General features: G+C 69.4%; 25 protein-coding genes. 8 read left to right on the forward strand and 17 right to left on the reverse strand.

Going from position 1 to position 25,221, the window contains the following annotated elements; translation table 11 throughout:
• Positions 1 to 2: 2 nt before the first annotated feature.
• From ACZ5MC_RS03780 to ACZ5MC_RS03795, 4 genes are read right to left on the reverse strand one after another with little or no spacing between them, the layout of a single operon-like run.
• Complete coding sequence (locus ACZ5MC_RS03780; RefSeq protein WP_464517071.1) at positions 3 to 482, reverse strand: hypothetical protein; 480 nt, start codon at positions 480 to 482, stop codon at positions 3 to 5.
• A complete protein-coding gene (mreC, locus tag ACZ5MC_RS03785; protein WP_464517072.1) occupies positions 479 to 1,366 on the reverse strand; it encodes a rod shape-determining protein MreC in 888 nt (295 codons plus the stop codon). Before mreC ends, ACZ5MC_RS03780 begins: the two co-directional genes overlap by 4 nt.
• 1 nt (position 1,367) lies before the next feature.
• Positions 1,368 to 2,411 carry a rod shape-determining protein gene (gene mreB, locus ACZ5MC_RS03790; RefSeq protein WP_306598963.1) on the reverse strand — a complete coding sequence of 348 codons (1,044 nt, stop codon included), beginning with the start codon at positions 2,409 to 2,411 and terminating at the stop codon, positions 1,368 to 1,370.
• A gap of 38 nt (positions 2,412 to 2,449) precedes the next feature.
• On the reverse strand, positions 2,450 to 2,719 hold the full coding sequence (locus ACZ5MC_RS03795; RefSeq protein ID WP_464517073.1) for a glutaredoxin family protein: 270 nt from the start codon (positions 2,717 to 2,719) through the stop codon (positions 2,450 to 2,452).
• Between the two features lie 95 nt (positions 2,720 to 2,814).
• Between ACZ5MC_RS03795 and ACZ5MC_RS03800 the strand changes: the two genes are divergently transcribed.
• Positions 2,815 to 3,417, forward strand: a complete 603-nt coding sequence (locus tag ACZ5MC_RS03800) for a peptidylprolyl isomerase (protein WP_464517074.1) — start codon at positions 2,815 to 2,817, stop codon at positions 3,415 to 3,417.
• Between the two features lie 132 nt (positions 3,418 to 3,549).
• Positions 3,550 to 3,963, forward strand: coding sequence for a hypothetical protein (locus ACZ5MC_RS03805; protein ID WP_306598966.1), 414 nt, complete (start codon positions 3,550 to 3,552; stop codon positions 3,961 to 3,963).
• A gap of 3 nt (positions 3,964 to 3,966) precedes the next feature.
• Here ACZ5MC_RS03805 and gatD read toward each other — a convergent pair whose 3' ends face one another.
• The gene (gatD, locus tag ACZ5MC_RS03810) at positions 3,967 to 5,385 is read right to left on the reverse strand and encodes a Glu-tRNA(Gln) amidotransferase subunit GatD (protein ID WP_306598967.1); all 1,419 of its coding nucleotides are present in this window, start codon (positions 5,383 to 5,385) and stop codon (positions 3,967 to 3,969) included.
• Entirely contained in the window at positions 5,382 to 7,304 is a 1,923-nt protein-coding gene (gene gatE / locus ACZ5MC_RS03815) for a Glu-tRNA(Gln) amidotransferase subunit GatE (protein WP_306598968.1), read from the reverse strand. Before gatE ends, gatD begins: the two co-directional genes overlap by 4 nt.
• A 210-nt stretch (positions 7,305 to 7,514) precedes the next feature.
• On the opposite strand from gatE, the gene ACZ5MC_RS03820 reads away from it, so the two are divergent.
• Positions 7,515 to 7,718 carry a hypothetical protein gene (locus ACZ5MC_RS03820; protein WP_306598969.1) on the forward strand — a complete coding sequence of 68 codons (204 nt, stop codon included), beginning with the start codon at positions 7,515 to 7,517 and terminating at the stop codon, positions 7,716 to 7,718.
• 173 nt (positions 7,719 to 7,891) lie between these two features.
• Here the strand turns inward: ACZ5MC_RS03820 and ACZ5MC_RS03825 are convergent, their stop codons facing one another.
• The 5 genes from ACZ5MC_RS03825 to ACZ5MC_RS03845 form a co-directional block, all read right to left on the reverse strand.
• Positions 7,892 to 10,312, reverse strand: a complete 2,421-nt coding sequence (locus tag ACZ5MC_RS03825) for an SIS domain-containing protein (RefSeq protein WP_464517075.1) — start codon at positions 10,310 to 10,312, stop codon at positions 7,892 to 7,894.
• A 19-nt stretch (positions 10,313 to 10,331) separates the two neighbouring features.
• Positions 10,332 to 11,942 carry an ABC-F family ATP-binding cassette domain-containing protein gene (locus ACZ5MC_RS03830; protein WP_306598971.1) on the reverse strand — a complete coding sequence of 537 codons (1,611 nt, stop codon included), beginning with the start codon at positions 11,940 to 11,942 and terminating at the stop codon, positions 10,332 to 10,334.
• A 42-nt stretch (positions 11,943 to 11,984) separates the two neighbouring features.
• Positions 11,985 to 12,443, reverse strand: coding sequence for a MauE/DoxX family redox-associated membrane protein (locus ACZ5MC_RS03835; protein WP_306598972.1), 459 nt, complete (start codon positions 12,441 to 12,443; stop codon positions 11,985 to 11,987).
• Positions 12,440 to 13,033 (reverse strand): rhodanese-like domain-containing protein, encoded by a 594-nt coding sequence (locus tag ACZ5MC_RS03840; RefSeq protein ID WP_306598973.1) that lies wholly within the window; start codon positions 13,031 to 13,033, stop codon positions 12,440 to 12,442. The genes ACZ5MC_RS03835 and ACZ5MC_RS03840 overlap by 4 nt, the downstream gene beginning before the upstream one ends.
• A 119-nt stretch (positions 13,034 to 13,152) precedes the next feature.
• Positions 13,153 to 14,136, reverse strand: coding sequence for a CobW family GTP-binding protein (locus ACZ5MC_RS03845; protein ID WP_306598974.1), 984 nt, complete (start codon positions 14,134 to 14,136; stop codon positions 13,153 to 13,155).
• 45 nt (positions 14,137 to 14,181) lie between these two features.
• Between ACZ5MC_RS03845 and ACZ5MC_RS03850 the strand changes: the two genes are divergently transcribed.
• Both ACZ5MC_RS03850 and ACZ5MC_RS03855 read left to right on the forward strand, forming a co-directional pair.
• Positions 14,182 to 15,438 (forward strand): 3-deoxy-D-manno-octulosonic acid transferase, encoded by a 1,257-nt coding sequence (locus tag ACZ5MC_RS03850; protein WP_464517076.1) that lies wholly within the window; start codon positions 14,182 to 14,184, stop codon positions 15,436 to 15,438.
• A gap of 30 nt (positions 15,439 to 15,468) precedes the next feature.
• Positions 15,469 to 16,386, forward strand: a complete 918-nt coding sequence (locus ACZ5MC_RS03855) for an ATP-binding response regulator (RefSeq protein WP_306598976.1) — start codon at positions 15,469 to 15,471, stop codon at positions 16,384 to 16,386.
• A gap of 29 nt (positions 16,387 to 16,415) precedes the next feature.
• On the opposite strand, the gene trxA is transcribed toward ACZ5MC_RS03855, so the two are convergent.
• Genes trxA through ribB form a run of 3 tightly spaced genes read right to left on the reverse strand, consistent with a single transcriptional unit; the run spans position 16,416 to position 18,346 of the window.
• A complete protein-coding gene (gene trxA, locus ACZ5MC_RS03860; protein WP_306598977.1) occupies positions 16,416 to 16,736 on the reverse strand; it encodes a thioredoxin in 321 nt (106 codons plus the stop codon).
• Between the two features lie 42 nt (positions 16,737 to 16,778).
• Entirely contained in the window at positions 16,779 to 17,243 is a 465-nt protein-coding gene (locus tag ACZ5MC_RS03865; RefSeq protein ID WP_306598978.1) for a Crp/Fnr family transcriptional regulator, read from the reverse strand.
• A 29-nt stretch (positions 17,244 to 17,272) separates the two neighbouring features.
• Positions 17,273 to 18,346, reverse strand: a complete 1,074-nt coding sequence (gene ribB, locus ACZ5MC_RS03870) for a 3,4-dihydroxy-2-butanone-4-phosphate synthase (RefSeq protein WP_306598979.1) — start codon at positions 18,344 to 18,346, stop codon at positions 17,273 to 17,275.
• A 180-nt stretch (positions 18,347 to 18,526) separates the two neighbouring features.
• Between ribB and ACZ5MC_RS03875 the strand changes: the two genes are divergently transcribed.
• From ACZ5MC_RS03875 to ACZ5MC_RS03885, 3 genes are read left to right on the forward strand one after another with little or no spacing between them, the layout of a single operon-like run.
• A complete protein-coding gene (locus tag ACZ5MC_RS03875; RefSeq protein WP_306598981.1) occupies positions 18,527 to 19,531 on the forward strand; it encodes a DUF4388 domain-containing protein in 1,005 nt (334 codons plus the stop codon).
• A gap of 16 nt (positions 19,532 to 19,547) precedes the next feature.
• Positions 19,548 to 20,690, forward strand: coding sequence for a hypothetical protein (locus tag ACZ5MC_RS03880; RefSeq protein ID WP_306598982.1), 1,143 nt, complete (start codon positions 19,548 to 19,550; stop codon positions 20,688 to 20,690).
• A gap of 1 nt (position 20,691) precedes the next feature.
• Positions 20,692 to 21,621, forward strand: a complete 930-nt coding sequence (locus tag ACZ5MC_RS03885) for a cell division protein FtsX (protein ID WP_464517077.1) — start codon at positions 20,692 to 20,694, stop codon at positions 21,619 to 21,621.
• 45 nt (positions 21,622 to 21,666) lie between these two features.
• Here the strand turns inward: ACZ5MC_RS03885 and ACZ5MC_RS03890 are convergent, their stop codons facing one another.
• Genes ACZ5MC_RS03890 through ACZ5MC_RS03900 form a run of 3 tightly spaced genes read right to left on the reverse strand, consistent with a single transcriptional unit; the run spans position 21,667 to position 25,221 of the window.
• Positions 21,667 to 23,544, reverse strand: coding sequence for a cation:proton antiporter domain-containing protein (locus ACZ5MC_RS03890; protein WP_464517078.1), 1,878 nt, complete (start codon positions 23,542 to 23,544; stop codon positions 21,667 to 21,669).
• Between the two features lie 32 nt (positions 23,545 to 23,576).
• Positions 23,577 to 24,581 carry a potassium channel family protein gene (locus tag ACZ5MC_RS03895; protein ID WP_306598986.1) on the reverse strand — a complete coding sequence of 335 codons (1,005 nt, stop codon included), beginning with the start codon at positions 24,579 to 24,581 and terminating at the stop codon, positions 23,577 to 23,579.
• A 7-nt stretch (positions 24,582 to 24,588) separates the two neighbouring features.
• Complete coding sequence (locus ACZ5MC_RS03900; protein ID WP_306598987.1) at positions 24,589 to 25,221, reverse strand: riboflavin synthase; 633 nt, start codon at positions 25,219 to 25,221, stop codon at positions 24,589 to 24,591.

Genomic DNA, 25,221 nt, shown 5'->3' on the forward strand with positions numbered 1-25,221 from the left:
GGTCACCTCCGGTGGATCGGGGGATGGAGCCTCAGGGCCAGGGTCGCCCAAAGGGGGATGGCCACGACGGCCCAGATCCACCCGTAGCCCCACGCGTGGGGGCCCGCGGCGAAGCGCACGAGGAGGTTCGCCAGGAACCAGTGGAGCACGGCCAGGGCCGCGCAGCGGCCCCAGAAGGGGTTGCGCGAATGCGGCGGCCACTGCAGGACGAGCCAGTAGGCCAGGAGGCACATCAGCATGTTGGCCAGGGGGGTGCCGCCCAGGTGCGGGTAGAGGCGCTGCGTTCCCTCGAGGACCCACCCGCCCGCGAGGGCCCAGAGGAGGCCCTGGATGGGGGTGGTGAACCCGGGCGCCAGGCCCAGCACGAGGAACACGTGGAAGACCGTCTGGATGCCGGGCCAGGGCGCGGTGAAGTGGATTCCGGCCAGGGCGGCCAGGGCGATGGCGTGCCTGCGCAGCATGGGGGCGGCCTGGCCGGTCATTTCGCCCCCTTCGCCTTCCGGCCGGGCTTGGCAGCCTGGGGCTGGGGCGCGGGCGCCTGGAGCTCCAGCTGCGGGCGCTGGGGCAGGACCAGCACGAGCGAGACCCGGTCCAGGGGGGCCGAAAGGGCCACTTCCACCTGCAGTTCCGTGTCCCGGGGCCGCACGGAGGTCACGTAGCCCACCAGGAGCCCCCGGGGGAAATTGCGGTCGAGACCCGACGTGTACACGGGCTCACCCACCTGGACGACCTCCTGGCTACCAATGTAGCGCAGGGCCGCCTTGCCGGGCCCCAGGCCCTGCAGGACGCCGGTGGCTCGGCTGCGGGCCAGCATGACCCCCGTGGAGGCGTTGTAGGCGTCCAGGGGCAGGAGGCTGGCCTGGGTGGGGCCCACGTCCCATACGCGGCCCACCACCCCTTCCGGGCAGATCACGCCCTGGTCGGGCTGGAGCCCGCCGTCCTCCCCCAGGTCCAGGATCATGCCCCCGAAGGGGGCCCGGCGGACGTTGGAGATGATGCGGGCGGTCCGGAAGGTCAGGGGCAGCAGCTTCTTGAGGCCCAGCAGGCGGGTCGCCTCCTCCGCTTCGGCCAGGCGCGGGGCGGCGGCGTCCCGCGCGGCCTGGAAGGCGGCCACCTGGGCCCGCAGGCGCTCCACCTCGGCCACGGCCTCGCGGTACGTGGACACCTTCTGCCGGCGGTTGTCCTTCCAGATTTCCAGTCGCGCGGACACCGCCCGGGAGGGGGTGGACAGAAGATCGAGCAGATGGCGCCAGCGGTTGGAGGTCCCCCGGCCCAGGAGGATCCAGAGGAGGTGCCCCAGCAGGAGGACCACGATGGCCCAGCGCCTGCGTCCGGTCGGGTTCCAGCCCCAGGCGCTGCGACGCATGCTAGTCGAGGATCTGGATCCGCCTCAGGAAGGGGATGTCCTCCAGGAGCATGGCGGTCCCGCGCACCACGGCGGTCTCGGGGTTCTCGGCGCGGTAGCAGGGCAGGTGGGTCTCCTTGCTCAGGCGCACGTCGAGGCCCTGGATCTTGGAACCGCCCCCGGTGAGGCAGATTCCCCGGTCGATGAGGTCCGCGGCCAGCTGGGGCGGGGTCTCGTTCAGGGCCTTGCGCACCAGGTCGATGATGGCGCTGATGGGCTCGGCGAGGGCTTCCCGGATCTCGGTGTCGTTGAGGGTGAGGGTCTTGGGCAGGCCCTCGAACTGGTCCCGGCCGGAGATGCTCATGGTGCGGGTCTTGTCGGAGGTGTAGGCGGAGCCCAGGCTCCACTTCACTTCCTCGGCGGCGGCCTCGGAGATGAGGACGTTGTACTTCTCGCGGATGTATTTGATGATTGCTTCATCCATCTCGTCGCCAGCGACCAGGATGGAGTCGGAGAAGACCTTGCCGTTGTAGGAGATGACCGCCACGTCGGTGGTGCCGCCGCCGATATCGACGATCATGCAGCCCCGCTTCTCGTTGATGGCCAGGCCGGCCCCGATGGCGGCCACCATGGTCTGGTCCACGAGGAAGACCTCGCCGGCCTTGGCGTCGTAGCACACCTGTTTGACGGCCCTGCGGGCCACCTGGTGCGCCCGGGGGGGGACGCTCACGACGATGCGGGTGCGGGCGATGCCCCGGTTGGGCCGGGCCTTCTTGATGAAGGCCGCCAGCATCTTCTCGGCGGCGTCCACCTCGTAGATCATTCCATCCTTCATGGGACGGATGGTCTGCACGCCCTGGGGGGTGCGGCCCAGGAGCTGCTTGGCCTCGTCACCCACGGCCTCGACCTCGTGGGTCTGGGTGTTGAGGGCCACGATGGATGGCTCGTAAACGACGATCCGGCCGGCCTGGCGGGTGTAGATGAGCACGGAGGCGGTGCCCAGGTCGATGGCCAGATCCGACGTGAACAAATTGGACCAGAATTGACTCGAGAAGGGGGTAGGCACTGATCGCTCCAACATAATCCCCTAGATTGCCATGATTTTCAGCCTTCCGCCGCCCCCAATAGCTCCCGGACCAGAAGATCGGGGTCCAGGCGCTGGGGAAGTTCCCGGTGGTAGCCGCGGACCCAGGCCGTGCCCCCCACCCGGATGTAGGGGATGGCCCGCTTGCCGGTTTCCCGCTCAAGCAGTTCGGCGGCCCCGGGCACGGTTTCGATGTCCACGGTGGTGTGGGCCACCCCGGCCTCCTCCAGCCACCGGTCCAGGCGGCGGCAGTCCGGACACCATGTGGCGGTATATACCTCGAGATTCAAATCTTTGAGTAATTCCTTCGGAGACATGGAGCATCCTCGCTAGGCAGGGTATGCCTTCGATGTCATTCTGGGACTGAAATGTTTAGGAGAAAAGCATGGATATGCGCTGCGCGCGATTGATCGGAATGTGCGGCCTGGTGGTCGTGGCCCTGGGCTGCTCCAAGGTCTCCAAGGATACCTCCAAGGTCCTGGCCAACGTCGGCGGCGAGAAGGTCACCGAGAAGGCCTTTTCCGAGGCCGTGCGCACCCTCGTGGGCGACGAGGCCAAGGCCAACGAGCTCCTCACGAGCCCCGCGCTGAAGGAACAGCGGAACCGCTTCCTGGCCGAGTTCGTGGACCAGAAGGTCATGGTCAAGTTCGGCGACAAGCAGGGCCTGGACAAGGATGCCAAGGCCAAGCTCCTCGTGGAGGCCGCCAGGTCCAACGCCTACGGTCAGATCCTCATGGAGAAGGCCATCTCCAAGATCGAGCCCACCGAGGCCCAGCTCAAGGCCTTCTACGACAAGGTGGCCGCCAGCGCCAAGGCCGCCGGCCAGGACAAGGGCTTCCCCACCTTCGAGCAGGCCAAGCCCCAGCTGCCCAACGCCTGGAAGCGGGAGCAGCTCAAGGACGCCAGCCAGAACCTCCTGAAGGACGCCAAGGCCCAGGTCCCCACCACCATCGACCCCGCCTGGCGCGCCGCCGAAGGCCCGCAGTAGTCCGACCAGCTAAAAAATAGATTTTTCCGAAGGCCCGCCTATGCGGGCCTTTGTTTTTCAGGCTATCCTGGGGCATCCAATAACATACCGGACGTTCGGTCTTAACTTGAGCCCTTTCCAGGAGTGGTCCCCATGCGTTTCACCCGATTCGCCCTCCCGTGCCTTCTCTCGGTCCTGCCCCTCGCCGGCGGCGAACTCCCGGTGGAGGCCCAGGCCAAGTTCATCAAGATCCTGGCCATCAGCGCGGGCTCCCCCAGCCGGATCGCCTGCCATGATCCCGCCGTGATGGCGCAGCTCACGAAGATGGGCTTCACCCACGACCCTGCCGCGAAGGTGGCCTGGGCGGCCAACGAGAACGAGGTGCGCACCCTGAAGGCCGCCGGCCGCCTCATCATCTGCGGGAAGCTTGAACTACTCATGGCCGGAGGCTCCGCCGCCATCGTGGACGAATCGGGGAAGCCCTCGATCTATCTTTCCATGCTCAACCTCTCCAACACCGGAGTCACCCTTTCCGACGCCGTGCTGAAGATCGCCAAGCGGCTCTGATCCCTACTTCCAGTGCTGGCCGATGAAGGCCTCCACCTCGGGGAGGCCGCCCTGGAGGACCAGGTAGCCGTTGTGGGGCTCCCGCGGCGTGATCTCGTGGTTCACGGGGGCCAGCAGCATGCGCCGGATCTCCGCGGGGTCGTCGGTCTGGCCCAGCACCCAGGCCAGCTTCATGTAGGCGGTCTCCGGAAGCATGTTGTCCATGGGGATGATGCCCAGGTTCAGGAGGTCCCGGCCGGTGTCGTAGACGTACATCTGGGCGTAGCCCCAGATGGTCTGCACGGTCATGACCACGGTCATGCCCTTCTCGATGGCGCGCCTGACGGCGGGGTAGAGGGGCTTGTTGATGTGGCCCAGGCCGGTGCCGGCGATGACCATGCCGCGGTAGCCCATGCTGGACAGGCCGTCGATGATGTCGGGGTTGAAGTTGGGGTAGTAGTACTGGATGGTGACCTTCTCCTCGAAGCTCGGGTTGATGACGGGGACCCGCTTCTTGTCGCGCTTGAGGAAGTCGTCGGTGAGGTAGGTGAAGTACTGCCCGTTCCCGCCGCGCTCCCGGGCCACGGTGGCCAGGGGGGTGGCGCCGATGGTGCGGAAGGTGCTGCGGTAGCTGGAGTGCATCTTGCGGCAGCGGGTGCCGCGGTGCAGGAGGTCGTAGTTGTCCGAGGTGGGGCCGAACATGCAGAGCATCACTTCCGCGATGTCGCACTCGGCGGCGGTGCGCACGGCGTTCATGAGGTTGAGCGCGGCGTCCGACGAGGGCCGGTCCGAGCTGCGCTGGCTTCCCACCAGGACGATGGGAACGGGGGAGTTCTGGACCATGAAGCTCAGGATGGCGCCGGTGTGGCTCATGGTGTCGGTGCCGTGGCCGATGACGATGCCGTCGACCCCGCGCGCGATCTCCTCGCCGATGGCCTTGGCCAGGGCGATGTACTGCTCGGGACCCATGTTCTCGCTGAAGACCCCGAAGAGCTTCTTGGTGTCCATGTTGGCGATGTCGGCCAGCTCGGGCACGGCGCCGTACAGCTCGCCGGGGGTGAAGGCGGGGATCACGGCGCCGGTGCGGTAGTCCAGGCGGGAGGCGATGGTGCCGCCGGTGCCCAGGAGCGTGACGTTCTTCTTGCGGGAATCCACCGGGAAGGCCTTCTCGGGGATCCTGTAGACGGCCTTCTTGTACCCCAGCTCCCGGGCGGAGGCGATGCGGGAGGCCACCACGCCCACGTTGTAGCCGTTGACCAGCTTGATGACGATGTGGAGATCGTCGAAGGTCTCGCTGCGGGGCAGGATCACGCCCTTGAACACCGAGCCCCGGTCGTTGACGACCTCCACTTCGCTCCACACGCCGATGCCGTACTGTTCGAGGGCGGCGCGGGCGGTGCCGCGGTAGCCCTGGTAGCGGTCGTCCCGTTCGATTTCGCTCATCGGGAGGCCTCCTGGGTGAGTCGGGTCCTCAGGTAGTCGGCCACGTCCCGGGCCGGGGCCTTGCCCAGCAGGTCCTTCATGGCTCGCCCGGCAAGGAATCGCAGGCGCTTGGCGTCCGAGTCGCCCAGATCGATCCGGTAGTCCTCCATGGACAGGAAGGAGAGCTGCCGGCTCCACACGTCCCGGGGCTGGATGCCGAAGCCCAGGGCGGACATGGCGGTCTCGGCGCCCGTGCCGGGGTGCTCGGCCATGTGGGTGGCCAGGGCCGGGATGGCCTCCCGCGCGATCTGGCCCCCGGTGAGGAGGTCGAAGATCTGCACCCACTCGTTCACGCCCAGGCGCTCCATGGGGATGCCGCGGCGCTTGAGGGCCTTGGCCCGCTGCCCGATCTCCACGGCGGCCACCAGGCCGTCCACGCCGGTGAGCTGCACCACGGCGTCGACGATGGCCACGCCGCCCCTGCGGATGAGGAACTCGGTGGTCTCCGGGGGCACGCCCCAGGCGCCGAACTGGTGGAAGCGCTCCCAGGGGGTGGGCTTCATGCGGGCGCGGGCGGCCTCGACGCGTTCGGCGGTGATGCGGGTGGGCGGGGAGTCCGTGTCGGGATACATGCGGTCGGGTCCGGGCAGGATCCGCTCGAAGGTGGTGAAGCCGCCCACCATGGCCTGGCGGGTCTCCTGGGGGACCCCCTTGAGGGCGTCGACGTAGCGCAGCCGGATCTCCTCGGCGGCGGTGCGGCAGTCGGCCTCCGGGCCGCAGACGATGTAGTAGTCGTCGTTCTCCGCCACCCGCAGCTTGCGGCGGAGGCGGTCCAGGACCCGGTGCTTGGCCGGGAACTCGGGCAGGTGCTGGCCGCTGAGGACCACGGGAGCCTCGTCCAGGCAGGCGATGACCCGGATGCGCCCGCTCAGTTCGTCCAGGAAGGTGGTGTCGGGCTGGGTGGGGAACTGGGCCAGGCCCATGCCGCCCTCGAGCTTGACGGCGAAGATCCTGCCTCCGCCCCGGATGGCGCGCTGCATGAACCCCAGGTCCACGCCCTGGAAGATGTCGGTGACGTCGAAGGCGGTGGTGCGGATGTCCGAGGGCTCGCGCATGCCGCGGCGGTTCAGCTCCTCCCTGAAGCGCAGGAGGTTCACCTGGCGGACCCCCTCGTTGTGCACGAGCTTGACGGCGTAGCCCGCCTTGGGCACGCCCTTGATCTCCACCCGGCTGCCGCCCCTGACGCTGACGTTCACGTCCTGCCGGCTCGCGCCCAGCCCCGTGCGCACCCGGCCCGTGCTGCGCGCCACCAGGCCGCAGAGGGTGATGGCGTCGCGCACCTCCTCGGGCGTGCGCAGGTCCGGGCCCGTGACGGTCTCGGTGAGCGGCATGCCCAGCCGGTCCGTCCGCCACACGATGCGGTGCCCCTTGTCGCTCACTTCGCGGCAGGAGTCCTCCTCGATGGAGAGGTGGGTCACCGTGAGGTTCCGGCCCTTGAAGGGGAGCCCGCCGTTCATGCCCACGATGGCCGTGCGCTGGAAGCCCGTGGGGATGGAGCCGTCCAGGTACTGCTTACGCGCGATGTGCACCTCGTCGATGATGTCCATGCCCATGGCCAGGCAGAGCTCGATGGCCACGTCGATGGCCTCCTGGTTCACCAGGAAAGGCGGCGTGTCGTCCATCTCGTAGGTGCAGACGTTGAGGTGGTTCAGGAGGTAGATGATCTCCTTCTTCGTCTTGAACTCCATGAGGGCCGTGCCGTCGTACTCGCCCAGCTCGCTCAGGGTGGGGCGCATGTGCCGCAGCACCTCGCCGTCGTGGGAGTCGGTGTAGAGGCCGGCGGGGCAGCGGCAGAACAGCTTGTGGGCCGTCAGGAGCTGCTGATGCACCTCCAGGCCCGAAATCAATCCTGCCGATTGATAGTCCAGCTTCTCGATCATTCCGCACCTATAAGGGTAAGGGCTTCTTGAGGGATGGTCGCCCTTGGGCGAGCGCTCCGTCAAGGCTGGGACCGCGTGGAGCGCGGGATTGATGATCCCCGTCACATCCCGATGAATGCGAAGTGCCGCGCATTCATCCCTTGGAAAGCGGGAATAAAACGGGGCCGTGCCCATCTAACTCGCATGGCCTGAAGGCCCTTAGGAGCAACGATGACAAAACTACTCATATCCCTGGTTCTGGGTTCCTTAACCCTGGCGGCCGCCGGCGTTTCCGACACCCCGAAGAAGGCCTGTTGTCCGGCCACCTGCTGCAAGGCCGACAAGGCCTGCGACCGCCACTGCGACAAGGCCTGCGAAAAGGCCGGCTGCAGGACCTGCTGCGACAAGCCGAAGGCGGAGCGGGACGAGCATTGAGAACCTGATTCCCAAATTCGTTTCTCAGCGACCCTCTGCGAGTCCTCAGCGCCTCCGCGTTTGGTTTTTCCCTCGACGGGTTCTCGAGGCTGGCCCATTGACCAAACGTTCGTTATGTCGTTAAGAAAGGGACCAAACGCGCTGAGGACTCGCAGAGGACCGCTGAGAATAGATCAATCAACAGTAATTGATTTGGATACGTTCTTCGGGCTGTCGGGATGGACGCCGTGGTCGACCACCTTCAGTTCGTCCAGGTATTCCATCTTCAGCACCGACATGCGGAAAGCGAGCCGCTGCAGGATGATCGACGCGGCGAACACGAAGAGGTTCGAGTCCGAGGACGCGGGCACTTCCAGGTACTTGGACCAGTAGCGGTCCTGTCCCGAGGGCTTGCCGGCCACGGCCATGGCAAGTTCAGGGTTCTTCTCGGCGATCAGCAGGATGTCGGCGCCCCGGATCTTGTGGGTGTGGATCTGGCTGATGGTGATGCGAACGTCCCGCTCGTCCGAGGGACACACGAACAGCAGGGGGTAGTTGGAGAAGTGGGCCTCCACCAGTTCGGGCCAGGTGCGCAGGGCCGCCATGCCGCCGGCGAAGGGGCGGCCGTCCCGCTTGGCCTCGTAGCCTTCCAGGAGGCCAGCCAGGTCGCCGATGGAGAAGAGGGTGTTCTTGCCCAGGATCGTGTTGGGGCCGTGCTTGAACTCGGCGGCGTCGTAGCCCTCGGCGTGGTTGAGGACCACTTCGCGGATCTTGAGGGCGCCCTCCCGGGCCAGCCCGATGAGGCCGGTGCCCAGGATGTGCAGGGAGGGCTCCAGGTGCAGGCGCCGGGCGGCCTCCTCCACGTCGGGGCCGCAGGTCTCCAGGGTGCGGGTCACCAGGTCGGCCGCGGCCTTGAGCTTGGCGGCGATCTTGCGGTCCGTGAGGGAGAAGGAGGCGGCGATCACGTAGAGGACGGCGATCTGGTTGAGGAAGCTCTTGGTGGCGGCCACGGCGATCTCGGGGCCGCAGAGGATGGGCAGGTAGAACTCCACCAGCTCCTGGGGGATCCGGCTGTTCTCGTTGTTCACCAGGGCGATGCGGCGCAGGGAGGGGATGCGGGCCTGCACGTCCTGGAAGATGTCCACCAGGTCCTTGGTCTCGCCGGACTGGGTGATGCCGATGAGCAGGTCCCCGGGGGCCAGGGTGTTCAGGTACATCGACCGGAAGGTGCCGGGGTTCACGGGGAACACGCCGATGCCGGAGAGGTTGTTGAAGAAGTAGGCCGCCACCAGCGAGGCGTGGTGGGAGGTGCCCGAAGCCACCAGGAAGACGCGGCCGGGGGCGGTGCGGATGGCGTGGACCAGGTCCTGCAGGTGGCGGGTCACCCGGCGCTGCTTCTTCCACACCACGAGGTGGTCGTAGAGGGTCAGGTCCATGCCCGCTCCGGGCTCCAGGCGCAGGAGGTCCGCCAGAAGGGCGCGCTCGTCGGAAACCGGGTCGGCCGGGGCGAGGGTGGCCATGTGGGGCCGGACCCAGGCCGCGAGCTCCAGGTGCACGGGGTCGGCGCGCAGGCGCCGGAATGCCTCCACGAGGGCGGGCTCGTCCGCGGCCTCGTGCAGGGCGGCCACCTTGGCCAGCAGGGCCTTGCCCAGGTCCAGGCGCTCCTCGAAGGCGTGGAAGAGGCCCTCGGTGGCGGGGTCGGTGAAGTAGTACCGGAGGATCCCCTCCAGGTTCTCCGGGGAAGAGGCGATCTCCTGGTCCATGAAGTAGCGGAAGGGGGCGCGCAGGCCCGTGTCCCGCACGTTGAGCTTGGACCGCTTGGGCCGCGGGGTGGAGAAGGCCAGCGCCCCCGCCAGGGGGAAGACCGCGTACTCCCGCTCCGTGAACCAGAGGCCCTCCCCTTCGGAAAGGGGAATGAGCATGCGGGTCTTGCTGAGGACGGAGGTGAGGTCGCTGGAGACCACCACGAATTCCCCGAAGGCGTCCGTGCCCAGGCCCGCGTAGAGGGACGACCCGGACTTCACGGCGACCACGCCGGGAACCCGGGGATCGCAGAAGGCCGCGGCGTAGGAACCCTCGCACGTGGCGTCGGCCTTGCGCACGGCGTCGATGAAGAGGACCGCGGCGTCCGGGACTCCGCCGCCGCGGGGACCTTCGGGCGCCTGCGCGGGCCCGGCCAGGCCGGCCGCGTAGAACTCCTCCACCACGTGGGTGATCATCTCGCCGTCGTTGTCCGAGACCACCCGGTGGCCGCGCTCGGCGAGCCAGGTCTTCAGGGCGTCCGTATTGGAGATGTTCCCGTTGTGGGCGCCCACCATCTCCACCTTGCACCGCACGTGGTGGGGCTGGCTGTTGACGTCGGTGACCGCGCCGTAGGTGGCCCAGCGCACCTGGCCGATGAAACGCTGCCCCTTCTCCTGGTCCATGGCCAGGTCCACCACGACCCGGCTGGGGGCGCCGACCTTCTTGAGGAGGCGGATGTGGCCGTCCGCGCCCACGAAGGCGCCTCCGGTGGAGTCGTAGCCGCGGTATTCCAGGCGCTTGAGGAGCTCTCCGCCCTCGAAGCCCAGGCACGGGCTCTCCGCGCCATAACAGATGGAAACGATTCCACACATGGCGGGTCTCCCTAAGTCTTCAGCTGTGCTTGGCCTGGAACTCTGCGTAGGTGCCCTGGAAGTCCTCGATGCCGTCGTCGGTGACGTTCCAGATGCGGGTGGCCACCTCGTCGATGAGGTCCTCGTCGTGCGTGACCAGGATGACGGTGCCCTCGTAGCGCTGCAGGGCGGTGTTCAGGGCGATGACGGCTTCCAGGTCCAGGTGGTTGGTGGGCTCGTCCAGCACCAGGAAGTTGGGCTTCTGGAGCATGAGCTTGCAGAACATGAGGCGGCAGCCTTCGCCGCCGGAGAGGACCTCGGTGCGCTTCATCCCCTCCTCGCCCCGGAAGAGCATCTGGCCCAGGACGCCCCGGATCTGCTCCACGAGGGCATCGGGGTCGAACTGCCGGAGCCAGTCCACCAGGGCGTAGCCCCCGGGGATGGACTCGCGGAAGTCCTGGGCGAAGTAGCCCACGTTCACCTCGTGGCCCCACTTCACGGTGCCCGAGTCGATGGCGCGGTCCAGTTCGGTGACCTGGGGGGCGTTGGCGAGGAGCGCCTTGAGGAGCGTGGATTTGCCGGCGCCGTTGCGGCCCACCAGGGCGATCTTCTCGCCCCGGGCGACGTTGGCGGTGAAGTTGCGGATCACCTCCTGCCGTCCATCCTCCTGGTCGTAGCCCTTGCACACGTCCTCGAATTCCAGGGCGTGCCTCCCGCCGGGCTTGTTCTGGCCGAACATGATGTAGGGGCGCTGGATGTTGCTGCGGGCCAGGTCGTTGGGGGTGAGCCGCTCCACCTCCTTGCGCCGGGAGTTCACCTGGCTGCTGCGGGTGCCCGCGGCGAAGCGCTGGATGAAGTCCTGCAGCTGGGCGATCTTCTTCTCCCGCACGCTGTTCTCGGACTCCAGGCGGGAGCGGATCTGCATCTTCTGCATGACCATGTCGTCGTAGCCGCCGGTGTACTGGATGATGGTCTGGTAGTCGATGTCGGCGATGTGGGTGCAGATGGCGTTGAGGAAGTGGCGGTCGTGGGAGATGACCACGAGCGATCCCTTGTAGCGCGCCAGGAAGTTCTCCAGCCAGTGGATGGAGTCCAGGTCCAGGTGGTTGGTGGGCTCGTCCAGGAGCAGGGCCTCGGGGTTCCCGAACAGGCTCTGGGCCAGCAGCACCCGCACCTTCTGGCCGCCCTGGATCTCGCCCATGGTGCGTTCGTGGAATTCCTCGGGGACGCCCAGGCCGTCCAGGAGGATGGCGGCGTCGGCCTCGGCGGTGTAGCCGTCCTCGTCGGCCACGATTCCCTCGAGTTCGCCCAGGCGCATGCCGTCGGCGTCGGTCATCTCGGCCTTCTCGTAGATGCGGTCGCGCTCCTGCAGGGCGTCCCAAAGGGGCTTGTTGCCCATGATGACGGTGTCGACGACGCGGAAGGCATCGAAGGCGAACTGGTCCTGGGCCAGCACGCCCATCTTGCGGGGGCGGTGGATGGTGCCGGTGGTAGGCTCCATCTCCCCGGTGAACAGCTTGATGAAGGTGGACTTGCCGCTTCCGTTGGGTCCCGTGAGGCCGTAGCGGCGCCCCGGCTGGAACGTCGTGGTCACGTCTTCGAACAGGATCCTCGCGCCGAAGCGCATGGTCACGTTTTGGGCACCGAGCATGTTTCCCCCAGAACCCTATATTCTATCAGGGTTTTCCCATATTCACGAGCTTTGGTTGCGGCGGCCCGCCGCGACCAGCACCTGCGCGGCCAGCAGCAGGAGTCCGAGGTCCCGCAGGATCGCCCACCGCATGTCGGCCACGCGCTCGTCCACGGACCGGGCCGTGGCCTGGGTGGAGAAGCACCCGCAGTCCACCGGGTGGCGCCGGGCCAGGTTGATGGACAGGGCCACCAGGAAGGCCAGGAGCAGGGCCCCGAGCCAGGCCGCCGCGGCCCGGGTCCACAGCCCCAGGCACAGGGCCAGGCCGCACAGGAGCTCCAGCCAGGGAAGCACCAGGGCCGTGGGGTGCACGCTCCAGGCGGGGAAGAGCTGGTAGTTCCAGATGGCCTTGGCGAAGCCGGGCGCGTCGGCGATCTTTGGCAGGGCCGCCACGATGAAGACCGCCCCCAGGGCGATCTGGGCCCTCACCGTGATCCAGGGGTGCGTGAGCCTTCGCATCATGGGCGGGGCCCCTTCGCCACGGGGCGGGCCTTGGCGGTCCAGTCCGGGAAGCCGTCGGTGTACACCAGCAGGTTCCGGTAGCCCAGGCCCTGGAGCTTGGCCGCCAGGAGCTTGGAGTCCTCGCAGCCGCCGGTGCAGTAGATCACGACGGGGTCCTTCATGCCGGGGTTGGCCCGGGCTTCGAATTCGGTGATGCGCCGGTCGCAGTCGGACTCCCATACCGGGGCGCTCCAGGCCCCGGCCACGTGGCCCTCTTCGAAATCGGAGGTGCGCCGCGCGTCCAGGAAGGGAATGCGGCGGCCGAAGGCGGACCATGCGACCTCGGAGCTGATTTCGCGCACCGCCTGGGTGGAGGAGGGATGGAAGGGATCCGCGGCCCGGGGTGCGGTCCGCACGGGCCCGGGGGCCGGTTCAGGGGCGGGCGGGTCCGCGGGCGGGTCCGCGGGCGGAGCCGCGGGCTCGGTGGGCGTCCGGCCCAGCCAGGCCAGCTTCCGGCTGGGGGCGGCGAAGTGGTTGGCGGCCACCCCGAGGAGCACCGCCGCGGCCAGGAAGGCCAGGGCGCGGGCGAGGTGGTGGGCGAGGCGGGACATGGGCAGCGTCAATTCTCGGGGAGCCTGGTTTTCCGAATCAAGGACATCTTCTCCTCGATGGCCGGGTTGGATTTCTCCGCCCTGGCACGCTCCGGGCGGCGGGGCCAGTCTACTACGCATCACAGGGCGACCTTCCTCCGTGCCCCCGCCGGCGGGCGTTCCAGGACCCGCAATTGCCGGTTCCAAGCCGAACGGTCCAGCTCCAGGCCGATCACCACGGCGGCCATGGGGGCCAGGGCGCCGCCGGCCAGGGCGGGCAGGGGCGTGATCTCGAGCCGGCCGTCCGCCAGCTGAAAGGCCCAGCGGTCGCTGCCGTCGTTGCGCGCCGGCCACCCCTGGAAGGCGCACACCCCCTTCGCCCGCAGCACCTCCCCCCGGTCCGGACGGCGCAGGAGGAGGGCCTCCAGGCCTTCGGGGTCCACCGGGTGGTCCCACCGCAGGGTGAGGGCCCGGGCCTGGGCGAAGCTCGGGGCGCCCGCCGGGGCCGGGGCCGGCGGGATCACGCCCTCCCAGGGATCGGGGCAGCCCTCCGGGGCCGCGCCCATGCGGGTCCGCCAGATGGCGTGGCGGGGGAAGGCGGCGCGCAGCTGGCTCTCCCAGGCCAGGGCCATGCTGGGGTCCGCGTCGGCCTTGCTCACGTACACCAGGCTCGCCAGCGCCGCCTGGCGGCGGAGGAGGGCCTTCTGCTCCAGATGCCCGAGCGGGGCCAGGGCCGAGACGACCGTGAGGCAGCCCGCGAGGCGGATGTCCCCCAGGGCCGGGTCCTCCTCCAGGTCCACCAGGTCCGTGGGGTCGGCCAGGCCCGTGGTCTCCAGCACCACCCGCCCGGGGCGGCGCCCGTCGGGCAGGGCCGCCCAGTCCGCCAGCACCTTGACCACGTCGGCCTTCAGGCTGCAGCAGGCGCAGCCGTCCACCAGGTTGGCGATGCCGGCCAGCTCGGGGCGCTCCGCATCCACCAGGATGCCGTCCACGCTCACCGAGCCGAATTCGTTGATGAGCACCGCGACCCTGCCGCCGCGCGCGAGCTCGGCCTTGAGGAGCCGGTTCACGACGGTGGTCTTTCCCGAACCGAGGGGGCCTGTGACCAGTAGGACTTCGAGCATCTGCGACCTTTTCGTTGGCGACCTCAATCATGGCAGACTGGAGCCATGGACCTGGTGGACAGCAGCTATCTGGGGGCCGTCGCCCTCGCGGGCGCCGTGGCCCGGGCCCTCTCCCGGGGGCTGCCCCCGGACTGGCGCCTGCGCCTGGAGGCCGCGGCCCCGGCGGGCCTTCCGGAAGGCTGGCTGTGGCTCCACGCCGTGAGCGTGGGCGAGCTGGTGCTGGCCGAGGGGATCCTCGCGGTGCTGCGGGACCGCGGGCATCACGTGCACGTGACCACCGGCACCGCCAACGGCATGGCACTCCTGGCCCGGCGGCTGCCGGGGTGGGACGGGGGCACGGGCCGGGTCACCGGGGGCGCCTTCCCCCTGGACGACCCGGAAGGGCTGGCGTCCTTCCTGAAGGTGCCGCCCGGGGCCTTCGTGAGCCTGGAGACCGAGATCTGGCCCAACCTGCTGCGGGAGCTGGAGGCGCTGGGCGTGCCGCGGTGCGTGGTCAACGGCAGGCTGACCCGGCGCAGCCTCGGCCGGGGCGGGCCCTGGATGGCCCGGGCCGCCTCGCGCCTGACCCTGGTGGCAGCCCGGGATGCGGCGAGCGCCGCGCTGTTCCGTGAACTGGGGGCGCCGCGGGTGGAACTGGGCGGCAACCTCAAGGCCGACCTTCCGCCGCCGCGCTCCCTGCACGCGGGCTGGGCGCACCTGCGCCGGGCCTGGGCGGCCAGCCCCGTCCTGGTGGCCGGCAACACCGTGGAAGGCGAGGAGGAGGTGGTCCTGGGTGCCTGGGAGGCCGCGAGGGCGCGGCATCCGGACCTGCGCCTCATCCTGGCCCCGCGCCAGCCCAGGCGCTTCCCGGAGGCCGCGGCCCTGCTGGCGGGCCGGGCCTTCCGCCGGGCTTCCGAGGTCTGGCCCCAGAAGGCCGAGGCCTGGGAGGCCTGCGACATCCTCCTGCTGGACACCCTGGGCGACCTGGCCTCGGCCTACCGGGAAGGCACGCTGGCCCTGGTGGCCGGGGGCTGGGCCTGGCACGGCGGCCACAATCCCCTGGAACCGGTCCGGTGGGGCCTGCCGACGCTGGTGGGGCCGGGCTTCACCAACTTCGAGGACCTGGTGGTCCCCCTGCTGGAGGCCGGGCTCGTGGAGGTCGTCCCGCTTGAGCGGCTGAGCGAACGGACAACCGAACTGTTGGATGGCGCTTCTTTGCGTCCCGCCCAGGCCGGGAAGCCGGTACCCTATCCGGAGGGTCTCGCCGGTTCTTTAGAAAAAACCGTAACGATTCTCAAGAACTGCCTACCCCCTCCCCGATAAGGTATCGTCGGCCATCCCGGAGTCCCGCCCATGACCACGCTTCCCCCCAATGTGCTCCTGATCGACGACGATGTGGCCGTTCTGGGGATGGTGGGCGACGCCCTGACGCACTTCGGGATGAAGGTCCACGCCTTCTCCGAGGGGGACCGCGCGCTGCACCTGCTGGAGGACCCGGCCTCGCCCCTGTTCGACCTGGTCATCTCCGACATCAACATGGAGGGGATGGACGGCTTCGACGTCATCAACCGCGTGAAGGCCACCCGGCCCGGCCTGCCGGTGGTGCTCATGACGGGCCAGGCCAGCCTGGACTACGCCATCCGGGCCATGCGCATGGGCGCCTCCAACCTGTTCCAGAAGCCCCTGACGATCCGCGAGCTGGTCAACAGCGTCTTCCATCTGGTGGACCTCCACCGGGAGATCCGCCTGGCCGAGACGGGCCTCCGGGGCATGACCGAGGAGCGCCGCTCCTTCCAGACCCTGGCCGGGGAACTGGACATTCCCAGCCTCGTCTCCCACCTCACGGACCGCCTCGTGCCCATGGGCTTCGCCAAGGCCTCCAACGTGGACGTCATCGCCATGGCCTTCCATGAGGCGCTGGTGAACGCCCTGGAGCACGGCTGCCTCGAGCTGGACTCCAGCCTGAAGGGCGACATCTTCGCGGAGACCGACGCCTACGCGACCCAGCTCCAGCAGCGCCTCGCCGACCCCCGCTACGCCCACCGCCTCATCGAGGTGGAGAGCGTCCTCTCCCCCGAGAGCTTCACGGTGACCGTGCGCGACGGCGGCCCGGGCTTCGACACGACGACCGTCTCCACCCTCTCCGACGTGGACCTGAACAAGCAGTGCGGCCGGGGCCTTCCGCTGATCCTCCTGGTCATGGACCAGGTGGTGCACAACGCCAGGGGCAACGAGATCAGGCTCGTCCTGAACAAGAAGGACCCGCGCTGACGGGGTTTCCCCGCCAGCGCGGAGGCGTCCTACAGGGCCTGCTGGATGAAGGCCTTCAGGGCGGGCTTGGCCTGGCCGCCGACCTTCTGGTCGACCTTCTTGCCGTCCTTGAAGAGCAGGAGGGTGGGGATGGACATGACCCCGAACTGGCCGGCGACGACGGGGTTCTCGTCGACGTTGATCTTGACGATCTGGGCCTGGGACTGGAGTTCGCCCGCCAGCTCATCCAGGATGGGAGCGATCATGCGGCAGGGGCCGCACCAGGGGGCCCAGAAGTCCACGAGGGTGACGCCCGTGGCGACGGTCTGCTGGAAGTCGGCGTCGGTGATGTGCTTGACTAGATCTGACATGGATCTCCTTCATGGTTCGTGAAGCGGCCGGCTGGGTCCGGCTCAGGGAATGGGGAACAGGTTGTCCTGGGTCATGCCTCCCCCCCATTGGGCAAGCGTGAACACGGTCATGTACCGCTCGTTGGTGTCGCGCAGGCGCTGGGTGAGCACCTCGCAGAGGGCGTAGAGCACCTTCAGGGCGATGCCGTGGTTGGCTTCGATGAGGGTGCGCAACTCCCGGAGCGGGATGAAGAAGGCCTCGCTGGGGACGTTGGCCACGGCGTCGGCGGCGCGGGTGGAGAAGTCCACCAGGGCCATCTCGCCGAAGAAGGCGTTGGGCTCGAGGATGGCCAGGGCCTCCTCGCCGGTGGCCGTGTGCTTGGAGATGCGCACGGTGCCGTCGATCACGATGTACAGTCCGTCCCCCGCGTCGCCTTCCCGGAAGATGACCTCCTCCGCCCGGTAGCTTCGCACCTGGCCGATGATGAGCACCTGGGCGCGCTCCGTCTCGTCCAGATCCCTGAACAACGGAGAGTCTCGGAGGAATTGTGTACTAATCAATGGGCGTCCAGATGAACGTGTCCGACGATGTCGAGGCCGAAGCCCCGGAGACCAATATACTTCTTTTCCGCCCTGCTCAGGAGCCGCATTTCTTTAACTCCAAGGGATACAAGGATATGAGCGCCTACTCCCACATCCCGGTCGCTCAGGGGGGCCTGGGGCGGGATCTCGGGGTCGGTGCCGGGGCGGCGGAGGTAGACCAGCACGCCCCGGCCTTCGGAGCGGATGGCGTCCATGGCCTCGTGGAAAGGCGTGGGCGTAAGCTTGCCGAAGCCGTCCAGGTCGTCCGGGAGGGTCTCCTGGTGCACCCGCACCAGGGGCGCCGGACCGCCCTCGACCTCGCCCAGCACGTAGGCGAAGTGCTGGCTGCCGTCCAGGAGGCTCTCGAACCGGTGCACCTTCAGGGTGCCCCAGGCGGTCTCGCGCACCGTGGTGCCCACGCGCCGGATGATGGGGTCCACGCGCAGCCGGTGGGCCACCAGGGCGGCCACGGTCACCAGGGGCAGGTTGAACTTCTCGCAGAAGGGCACCAGGTCGGGCACCCGGGCCATGGTGCCGTCGTCCTTCATGATCTCGCAGATGACGCCGGAGGGGTGCAGGCCCGCCAGGCGCGCCAGGTCCACGGAGGCCTCGGTCTGGCCGGTGCGGGCGAGGACGCCCCCCGGCTTGGCCCGGAGGGGGAACACGTGGCCGGGCTTGACGAAGTCCGAGGGCTTGGCGCCCGGGGCGACCAGCGCCTTGATGGTGCGCGAGCGGTCGTGGGCGGAGATCCCGGTGGAGGTGCCCTCCCGGGCCTCCACGCTCACGCAGAAGGCGGTCTCGAAGGGGCTGGTGTTGTCCTGGACCATCTGGGGGATGTGGAGGTGGTCCAGGAGCGGGCCCTCCAGGGTGGCGCAGATGAGCCCCCTGCCGTGGGTGGCCATGAACGCGATGATCTCGGGGGTGACGTGCTCGGCCGCGAGGGTGAGGTCGCCCTCGTTCTCCCGGTCCTCGTCGTCCACGACAACCACCATCCGGCCCTGGCGTATGGCCTCGATGGCCGTTTCGATCGATGAAAAAGGTGTGGTCACGGCAGATCCCGAAAAGATGATTGTATTTCAGAAGTGTCCCCCCGCCCCCGGGGAACCTGCGGAAGGCTCGCGGCATCCAAGCACCGGGAGCACCCAGCGGGGGATCATGCTAGGATTTTGTCCAAGCATACACTTATGAGAGAGGGGATCTCCATGTCCCAGGGTCTTATCCAAGGTTCAATGCGCGAGGCGCCCCTGCCGGATATCATCCAGCTGGTGAGCCAGGGTGGGAAGACCGGCTGCTTCCATGTCTCCGAGGAGTTCCACAAGGCGCGCATCTACCTGAAGGACGGTCGCATCGTCCACGCCGTCTCCAACGACTGCGAGGGTCTGGACGCCATCTACGAGGTGGCGCTCTGGCTGGACGGGCACTACCACTTCGAGGAGAACGACGGCGGCGTCGAGGTGACCATCACCAAGCCGAACCCTTCCATCCTCATGGAGATGCACCGCCGCATGGACGAATGGCGGGTCATCAGCCAGAAGATCCCCTCCCTGGACCTGCACCCCCACACCACGCTGCTCCCCGGCGAGACGCCCTCGGGCGTGAACCCCCGGGAGGCCCGGCTCCTGACCCTGGCCACGGGCTACTACACCGTCGCCGAGCTGGCCGAGGTGCTGGAGAAGCCCGTCCTCAACATCGCCAAGGACCTCTACGGGCTCGTCATGGGCGGCCACGTGGTGCTCAGGGGCGTGCGCAGCGGCAAGCGCCCCGAGGTGCCCGGCAAGCCCGCGCCCGTGGCGGAAAAGCCCCTCCCGGCCCCCCTCCCGCCCCCGCCGCCCCCCCCGGAGCCGGAGGTCCACCCGGTCACCGAGCCCATGGGCCTCGCCCCGGAGCCCCCGCAGCTGCCGGCGGAGCCCGAGATGCCCGTGCGGGTCGAGCTGCGGCCGCCCCCGGCCGCGCCCAAGCCCATGGTCCCCGCCCAGGATCCGGTCCGGCTGGCCAAGCTCACCAACTTCACCCAGCGCATCGTCCAGACCGCCAAGGGCGCCCTGCCGCCGGAGCACCACGAGATGGTGCACCGCCTCCAGGCCAAGGCCAACCAGCAGCTCGTCGCCGGCGAAGGCCCGGAGGCGGTCAAGAACCTGGCCCTGGCCGTTTCGCGGGGAGCCGTGGACGCCGGGTGCGACGGTGATACCGTCAAGAACCTCAACGCCCACCTGAAGGCCCTGTTCGCCAAGTAGCGCCCCGGAAGCCCGCATGACACGATCCCGCCTGACCTCAGCCCTCCTCGCCATCCTCGCGCTCCTGGGCACCCTGGCGTGCGTGGATCCCAAGCCCGGCGACACCGGAACCACGCCTCTCTACGTCTACGACAACGCCAGCCACCAGGTGCTGGCGTGGGACGACGTCAACACCATCGCCAACCTGGCGGCGGACAGCACCGCCCCCGCCGCGGCCCGGGTCATCAAGGCCGACGTCATCACCAACCTGGGCACCCTGGCCTGGGGCGGGATGGTCCTGAACCCCAGCACCAACAGCCTGTACCTCGTCTCCGAGACCGGCAGCGTCGTGCGGGTCAACAACGCCAGCACCCAGAACGGCACCCTCAGCTCCACCACGGACATCGTCACCTTCACCCTGGGCAACACCAGCTCCGACCGGCTCTCGTCGAGCGTGTTCTCCCAGGCCGCCGTCGACACCTCCACCGGCACCCTCTACGTGCTGGAGACCGGCTCGAGCAACGCCTGGCGCATCTGGATCGTCAACAGCCCCGGCGCCATCGGCTCGGGCGGCGTGGCCGGCGCGGGCAGCTACCTGGACAGCACCGTCTCCCAGGACACCGGGGGCGCGGCCATCGCCGCGGCGGGCTCGGGCAACCTGATCGGGTTCTTCCGCAGCGGGGCGACGGTGCCCGACACCCTGGGCGTGCTCAACTCCGGGCCGCGTCTCCGGCTCTCCTCGGGGTCCTCGTTCCAGTACAACACCCAGGTGCTCGTGGGCGGCAGCACCCTCCTGTGGGACGGTTCCACCACGCCGGCCTACGCCTCCCTGGCCTACGACACGACCTTCAACCGGCTCTACGTGGCCCGCCCCATCGCCTCCGGCAGCGCGGTGCTGGCCGTCAACCAGGGCCAGTTCTCCGTCGGCAACATGAACCAGGCCCCCTTCGCCGTGATGCCGGACACCGCCGCCGCCCTGGCCGGCCTGCGCCTCATCGCGCATGCCAGGGTCAAGGACTGGATGGTGGGGGCCGACTTCACCTCCTCCGCCACCACCACGGGCACCGGCGCCAACCTCCTGCGCGTCTGGAAGGGCCCCTCGTCGAAGGCGGCCTCCGTGCGCTACTATCTGGCCGCCGGCGTGGAGATCCGGGGCCTGGCCCTGGACGGGAGCAAGTAGCATGGTCTTCTTCCGGCTCCTCGGGCTGCTGGTCCGCGATGTGGTCAACGATCTGTTCCGGCACCGGGGCCAGCACTTCCTGGCCGTGCTCACCCTTGCCTCGGGCCTGCTCCTGGCCGGCGGGGGCCTGCTGGTGGTGCAGGGACTGGACCGGTGGGTCTCGCGCATGGAGGGCCTGGCCCGCATCACGGTCTTCGCCAACGAGGGCGGCGGGCTGGACCAGGCCGAGGGCCAGCTTCGCCGGGACCCGCGCTTCGCGGCCGTGCGGCGCATCTCCTCCCAGGAGACGACTCGGCGATTCATGGAGACGACCCGCGACGCCGGCCTCATGCTCAAGAGCCTGGGCGAGCCCATCCCCGAGACCCTGGAGCTGAGCCTGCGCCCCGACCTGCTGGCCGCGCGCAAGGCCATCGAGGTGGGCGAGAGCCTGCGTTCCCTGCCCGGCGTGGGCGACGTGGTGGTGGACCAGGAGCGCCTGGAGGGCCTCCAGAAGACGGCCCGCCTCATGCGTTCGGCCCTGAGCTCCTTCGGCGTCCTGCTGCTGGTGGCCGCGGGCTTCGCCACCGGCAACGTCATCCGCATGTGCGTCATGACCCGCGAGGAGGAGATCACCATCATGCGGCTGGTGGGGGCCACCGAGGGTTTCATCCGCACCCCCCTCCTGGTGGAGGGCGGCGTGCTGGGCCTCCTGGCCAGCATGGTGGCCGTCCTGGGCCTTCTGGGCCTCTGGTGGCCCGTGGCCCACGGCATGGGCCGCCTGTCGCCGCTCCTGGTGGAGCTGGCCAGGCTCGGCTTCTTCTCCTCGGGCAACCTCGCCCTGATCGCCTTCATCGGCACCGCCACCGGCGCCCTGGGCGCCCTGTGGGGCTTCTGGAGCACCCAGAGGGCGCTGCGGAAGTCCGAAGCCCTGATGGAGCAGCGCGGCGCTTAGTTTGACTGGGTGGGCTCATCCGCAGGGTCGGCCCACCCAGTCAAGCTAGCCCCGCAAGAGACCTTCCGCGGCGCCCAGGGCCGAGGGCGTGCCGTTCAGGGCGACCCTGTCCCCCGCCTGGAGCCGCAGCCCCGGAGAGGCCGGGAGCCACTGCCCGGCGCGCTCGACGGCCACGATCGCGGGGCTTTGGGCGCCCTCCAGGGCCAGCTCCAGGTCGCCCAGGGGACGGCCCGCGAAGGGGGACTCCGGGGCGAGGGGCAGCGCGGCCAGGACGTGTTCCGCTTCGGGGGCGCCCTCCCGCCAGGGACGCCGCACGCTCTCCAGCAGCCACTGGGAGCCGAGGCTGGAGCTGCGCCGGGGGATCCGCCTGAGGATCCCCACGCACACCAGGATGCCCGCCGCCAGCGCCAGGGCGGGTCCCCGGGGCAGCAGGGGCTGGACCACCGCGAGGCTCGGGGCGGCCAGGGCCAGGAGCAGGGCGGCCTGCAGCCCGGGGGTGCCGGCGAGCTGGCCCGTCCTGCGGTACAGCGCCCAGCCCAGGAAGACCAGGCCCGCCGCCACCAGCACCCCTGCGGCGAGCGGATGGGCGATTGCCAGGGGGTGGTGCCGGGTCTGGATGGCGCCGATGGCGAGGAGGTTGAAGAGAAGGGCGTCCACGAAGAGGTAGCCGATGGGGGTGCCGGCGGCCCCGCCGGAACCCCTCCCGCGCAGGCCGGTGGTCCAGCCGTGGATACGGGCGAGTGAGCGGTGGACCGGGGCCGGAATGGCACGGTCGAAGAAGCGGGCGATGGCTTCCCCCCGGCGGAACAAGAAGGGCCCCGCCACGGCCGTCACGAGGGCGACCCCCACCACCACGGGCAGGGCCTGGGGAAACCGCATGCCCGCGGCGGCGCCCACGCCCACCAGGACGAAGGAGAGTTCGCCGGGTTGGGCCAGGGTCAGCCCCACCCGCAGGCCGGAGGGCGCCGGGATGCCCGCCGCGGCCGCCCCGAGGGCGCCGCCGGCGGCGCTGCCCAGGAGCACCACGGCCGAGAGGAGCAGGATGGGGCCGGCCTGGCCCGCCAGGACCCGCGGGTCCATGAGCATGCCCACGGCCACGAAGAAGATGGCGCCGAAAAGGTCCCGCACGGGGAGCACCAGGCGCTCGATGGGGCGCACTCGCCGGCTCCCGGCGGCCAGCATCCCGGCGGCGAAGGCCCCCAAGGCGGGGGAACACCCGAACTTGGCGGCCAGCACGGCGCAGGTGAAGCAGGCCCCCACTGAGGCCACCAGCAGGGTCTCGTCCCGGCCGTGGTCGGCGGCCCAGCGCAGCAGGCGGGGCAGGAGCAGCCCGCCCAGCCCCAGGAGGCCTGCCAGGAAGAGTCCCACCCGGGCCAGGGCCCAGCCCACGCCGCCGGCCGCGGCCGACGAGGTGTCCAGTCCGGCCAGGAGGAGGATGGCGAACAGGTCCTGCACCACCAGCACCGAGAACACCAGGTCCCGGAAGGGGCCCTTGGCGCCGTGCTCCTCGAAGAGCTTGGCGATGATCATGGTGCTCGACACCGCCAGGGCCGCGGCCATGAGGGTGCTCTCCCGCGGGCCCCAGCCCAGTCCGCGCCCGGCCAGGTAGCCCAGCCAGGTGGTGAGGCCCACCTGGACCACCCCCAGGAACACCGCGGGGACCCCCTCCCGGGCCAGCTTGCGGAAATCGAATTCCAGCCCCACGGAGAACATCAGCAGGATCACGCCCAGCTCAGCCAGGGTCTGGACGTTCTGGAGATGGGCCACCAGGGGCACCGGCACGTGGGGCCCCACGATGAGGCCCGCGAGGAGGTAGCCCAGCACCGCGGGCTGGCGCAGCCGGCGGAACAGCAGGGTGGTCAGCGCCGCCACGCCCAGGACGGTGGCGAGATCAACGATCAGCAGGTGCGAATTGGACTCCATGGCCTTGAGATGCGTCCAGGGCCGGGTACGTTTCAGGCCCCCCGGGAAACCTTCACCAGGGCGTCCAGGGCCTCATGGCTGCCCATGGCCAGCAGCACGTCCCCGGCCTCGAACACCTCGGCGCCGGTGGGGTTGAAGCGCAGGCCCTCCATGGGCCGGTTGATGCCCACGATCAGGGCCCCGGTGCGGTCCCGCAGCCGGACTTCGCGCATGCTCTTTCCCACCAGGAAGGACTCGGGCCGCACGAGGATGTGCTCGATGGCCATCTCCATCTGCTTCTTGTCGAGGATGACGTCCACGTAGTTCAGGAGGTCCGGCGTCAGCAGGAGCGAGGCCATGCGCCGGCCGCCGATCTCGTAGGGGCTGACGATGTGGTCGGCGCCGGCGGCCTTGAGCTTGTTCTCGGTGCCCAGCTTGGTGGAGCGGGCCACGATGGAGAGCGCCGGATTCATCTGCCGGGCCGTGAGGGTCACCAGCACGTTGTCGGCGTCGGTCTGGAGGGTGGTGATCAGGCCCTTGGCCCGGGCGATGCCGGCCCGCTCCAGCATCGCCTCGTCCATGGCGTTGCCCACCAGGAACAGCTCGCCCTCGAACCGGGCGTTGTGGCTCTTGCTCTCGTCCTTCTCGATGAGGACGAAGGGCACGCCCACCTGCTTGAGCTCCCAGGCGGCCTGGAACCCCGTCTTGCCGAACCCGCACACGATGATGTGGTCCTTGAGGGCGTTGAGGCGTTTCTGCATGCGTCGCTCCAGGAAGTAGCCCTTGAGGTCCCCCTCCAGCAGGAGGGCCAGGAGATTGGAAAAGGCCATGCCCACCACCACGATGCCGGTGATGATGTAGGCCATCGTGAAGATCTTGAGGCCCGGGCTGGCCGGGTGCGAGTCCCGGAAGCCCACCAGGGTGGTGACGGCGTAGTAGAACCCGTCCAGCCACCTCGCATGGTCCAGGACCCGGAAGCCCACGGCCCCGGCCACGGCCACGATGGTGAGGAGCCACAGGGACTGCGCCAGGCGCCGGATGGGCGGGAGCTCCTTCATCGGAGCCCTAGCCCCATCCGCCCTGGGCGAAGCGCTGGAGCTTCCCGTCGGCGTCCCGCACGGCCAGGGCCCTCGCCACGAACCGGCCCACGGGGTCGGCCTCGAGGTTGACCTCGGCGCCCGCGGCCATCCCCTCCAGGCGCGTGCGGCGCACGGTCTCGGGAATCAGGGCCACGGTGAACCAGTCCGAGCCGCAGTCCACCACGGTCAGCGACAGCCCGTCCACGGCGATCGAGCCCTTGGGGGCGGTCATGGGGGCCAGGTCCGCGGGCATGGAGAAGCGCCACAGCCCCTCCCCCCGGGTGCGCTCCAGGAGCCGCCCCACGCCGTCCACGTGGCCCGCGACCAGGTGCCCGTCCAGGGGGTCCCCCACGCGCAGGCTGGGCTCCAGGTGCAGCAGGTCCCCCGGCGCCAGGCGCCCCAGGGTGGTCTTGAGGAGGGTCTCGTCGGAGAGGTCGGCCTGCCAGGTGCGCAGGTCCCGGCTCACGGCCGTGAGGCAGGCGCCGTTGGTGCAGATGCTGGCGCCCTCCTCGGCCCTCTCCAGGAGCTCGGGGGGCGCGGCGATGACGAGGCGGGCCCCCCCGGCGCGGGGCTGGCGGGCTTGAAGGGTTCCGAGATGGCGTACGAGACCGGTGAACAT

Source organism: Mesoterricola sp. JemC181, from assembly GCF_055384585.1.

Excerpts from the sequence above, each read along its gene's own strand:
- trxA (WP_306598977.1), bottom strand. The coding sequence starts at position 16,736 with ATGTCAGATCTAGTCAAGCACATCACCGACGCCGACTTCCAGCAGACC.
- ACZ5MC_RS03825 (WP_464517075.1), bottom strand. The coding sequence starts at position 10,312 with ATGTGTGGAATCGTTTCCATCTGTTATGGCGCGGAGAGCCCGTGCCTG.
- gatE (WP_306598968.1), bottom strand. The coding sequence starts at position 7,304 with ATGATCGAGAAGCTGGACTATCAATCGGCAGGATTGATTTCGGGCCTG.
- ACZ5MC_RS03875 (WP_306598981.1), top strand. The coding sequence starts at position 18,527 with ATGCGCGAGGCGCCCCTGCCGGATATCATCCAGCTGGTGAGCCAGGGT.
- ACZ5MC_RS03900 (WP_306598987.1), bottom strand. The coding sequence starts at position 25,221 with ATGTTCACCGGTCTCGTACGCCATCTCGGAACCCTTCAAGCCCGCCAG.
- ACZ5MC_RS03835 (WP_306598972.1), bottom strand. The coding sequence starts at position 12,443 with ATGATGCGAAGGCTCACGCACCCCTGGATCACGGTGAGGGCCCAGATC.
- gatD (WP_306598967.1), bottom strand. The coding sequence starts at position 5,385 with ATGAGCGAAATCGAACGGGACGACCGCTACCAGGGCTACCGCGGCACC.
- ACZ5MC_RS03820 (WP_306598969.1), top strand. The coding sequence starts at position 7,515 with ATGACAAAACTACTCATATCCCTGGTTCTGGGTTCCTTAACCCTGGCG.
- ACZ5MC_RS03845 (WP_306598974.1), bottom strand. The coding sequence starts at position 14,136 with ATGCTCGAAGTCCTACTGGTCACAGGCCCCCTCGGTTCGGGAAAGACC.
- ACZ5MC_RS03780 (WP_464517071.1), bottom strand. The coding sequence starts at position 482 with ATGACCGGCCAGGCCGCCCCCATGCTGCGCAGGCACGCCATCGCCCTG.
- ACZ5MC_RS03890 (WP_464517078.1), bottom strand. The coding sequence starts at position 23,544 with ATGGAGTCCAATTCGCACCTGCTGATCGTTGATCTCGCCACCGTCCTG.
- ACZ5MC_RS03895 (WP_306598986.1), bottom strand. The coding sequence starts at position 24,581 with ATGAAGGAGCTCCCGCCCATCCGGCGCCTGGCGCAGTCCCTGTGGCTC.
- ACZ5MC_RS03840 (WP_306598973.1), bottom strand. The coding sequence starts at position 13,033 with ATGTCCCGCCTCGCCCACCACCTCGCCCGCGCCCTGGCCTTCCTGGCC.
- ACZ5MC_RS03805 (WP_306598966.1), top strand. The coding sequence starts at position 3,550 with ATGCGTTTCACCCGATTCGCCCTCCCGTGCCTTCTCTCGGTCCTGCCC.
- mreC (WP_464517072.1), bottom strand. The coding sequence starts at position 1,366 with ATGCGTCGCAGCGCCTGGGGCTGGAACCCGACCGGACGCAGGCGCTGG.
- ACZ5MC_RS03885 (WP_464517077.1), top strand. The coding sequence starts at position 20,692 with ATGGTCTTCTTCCGGCTCCTCGGGCTGCTGGTCCGCGATGTGGTCAAC.
- ACZ5MC_RS03850 (WP_464517076.1), top strand. The coding sequence starts at position 14,182 with ATGGACCTGGTGGACAGCAGCTATCTGGGGGCCGTCGCCCTCGCGGGC.
- ACZ5MC_RS03855 (WP_306598976.1), top strand. The coding sequence starts at position 15,469 with ATGACCACGCTTCCCCCCAATGTGCTCCTGATCGACGACGATGTGGCC.
- ACZ5MC_RS03830 (WP_306598971.1), bottom strand. The coding sequence starts at position 11,942 with ATGCTCGGTGCCCAAAACGTGACCATGCGCTTCGGCGCGAGGATCCTG.
- ACZ5MC_RS03880 (WP_306598982.1), top strand. The coding sequence starts at position 19,548 with ATGACACGATCCCGCCTGACCTCAGCCCTCCTCGCCATCCTCGCGCTC.
- ACZ5MC_RS03800 (WP_464517074.1), top strand. The coding sequence starts at position 2,815 with ATGGATATGCGCTGCGCGCGATTGATCGGAATGTGCGGCCTGGTGGTC.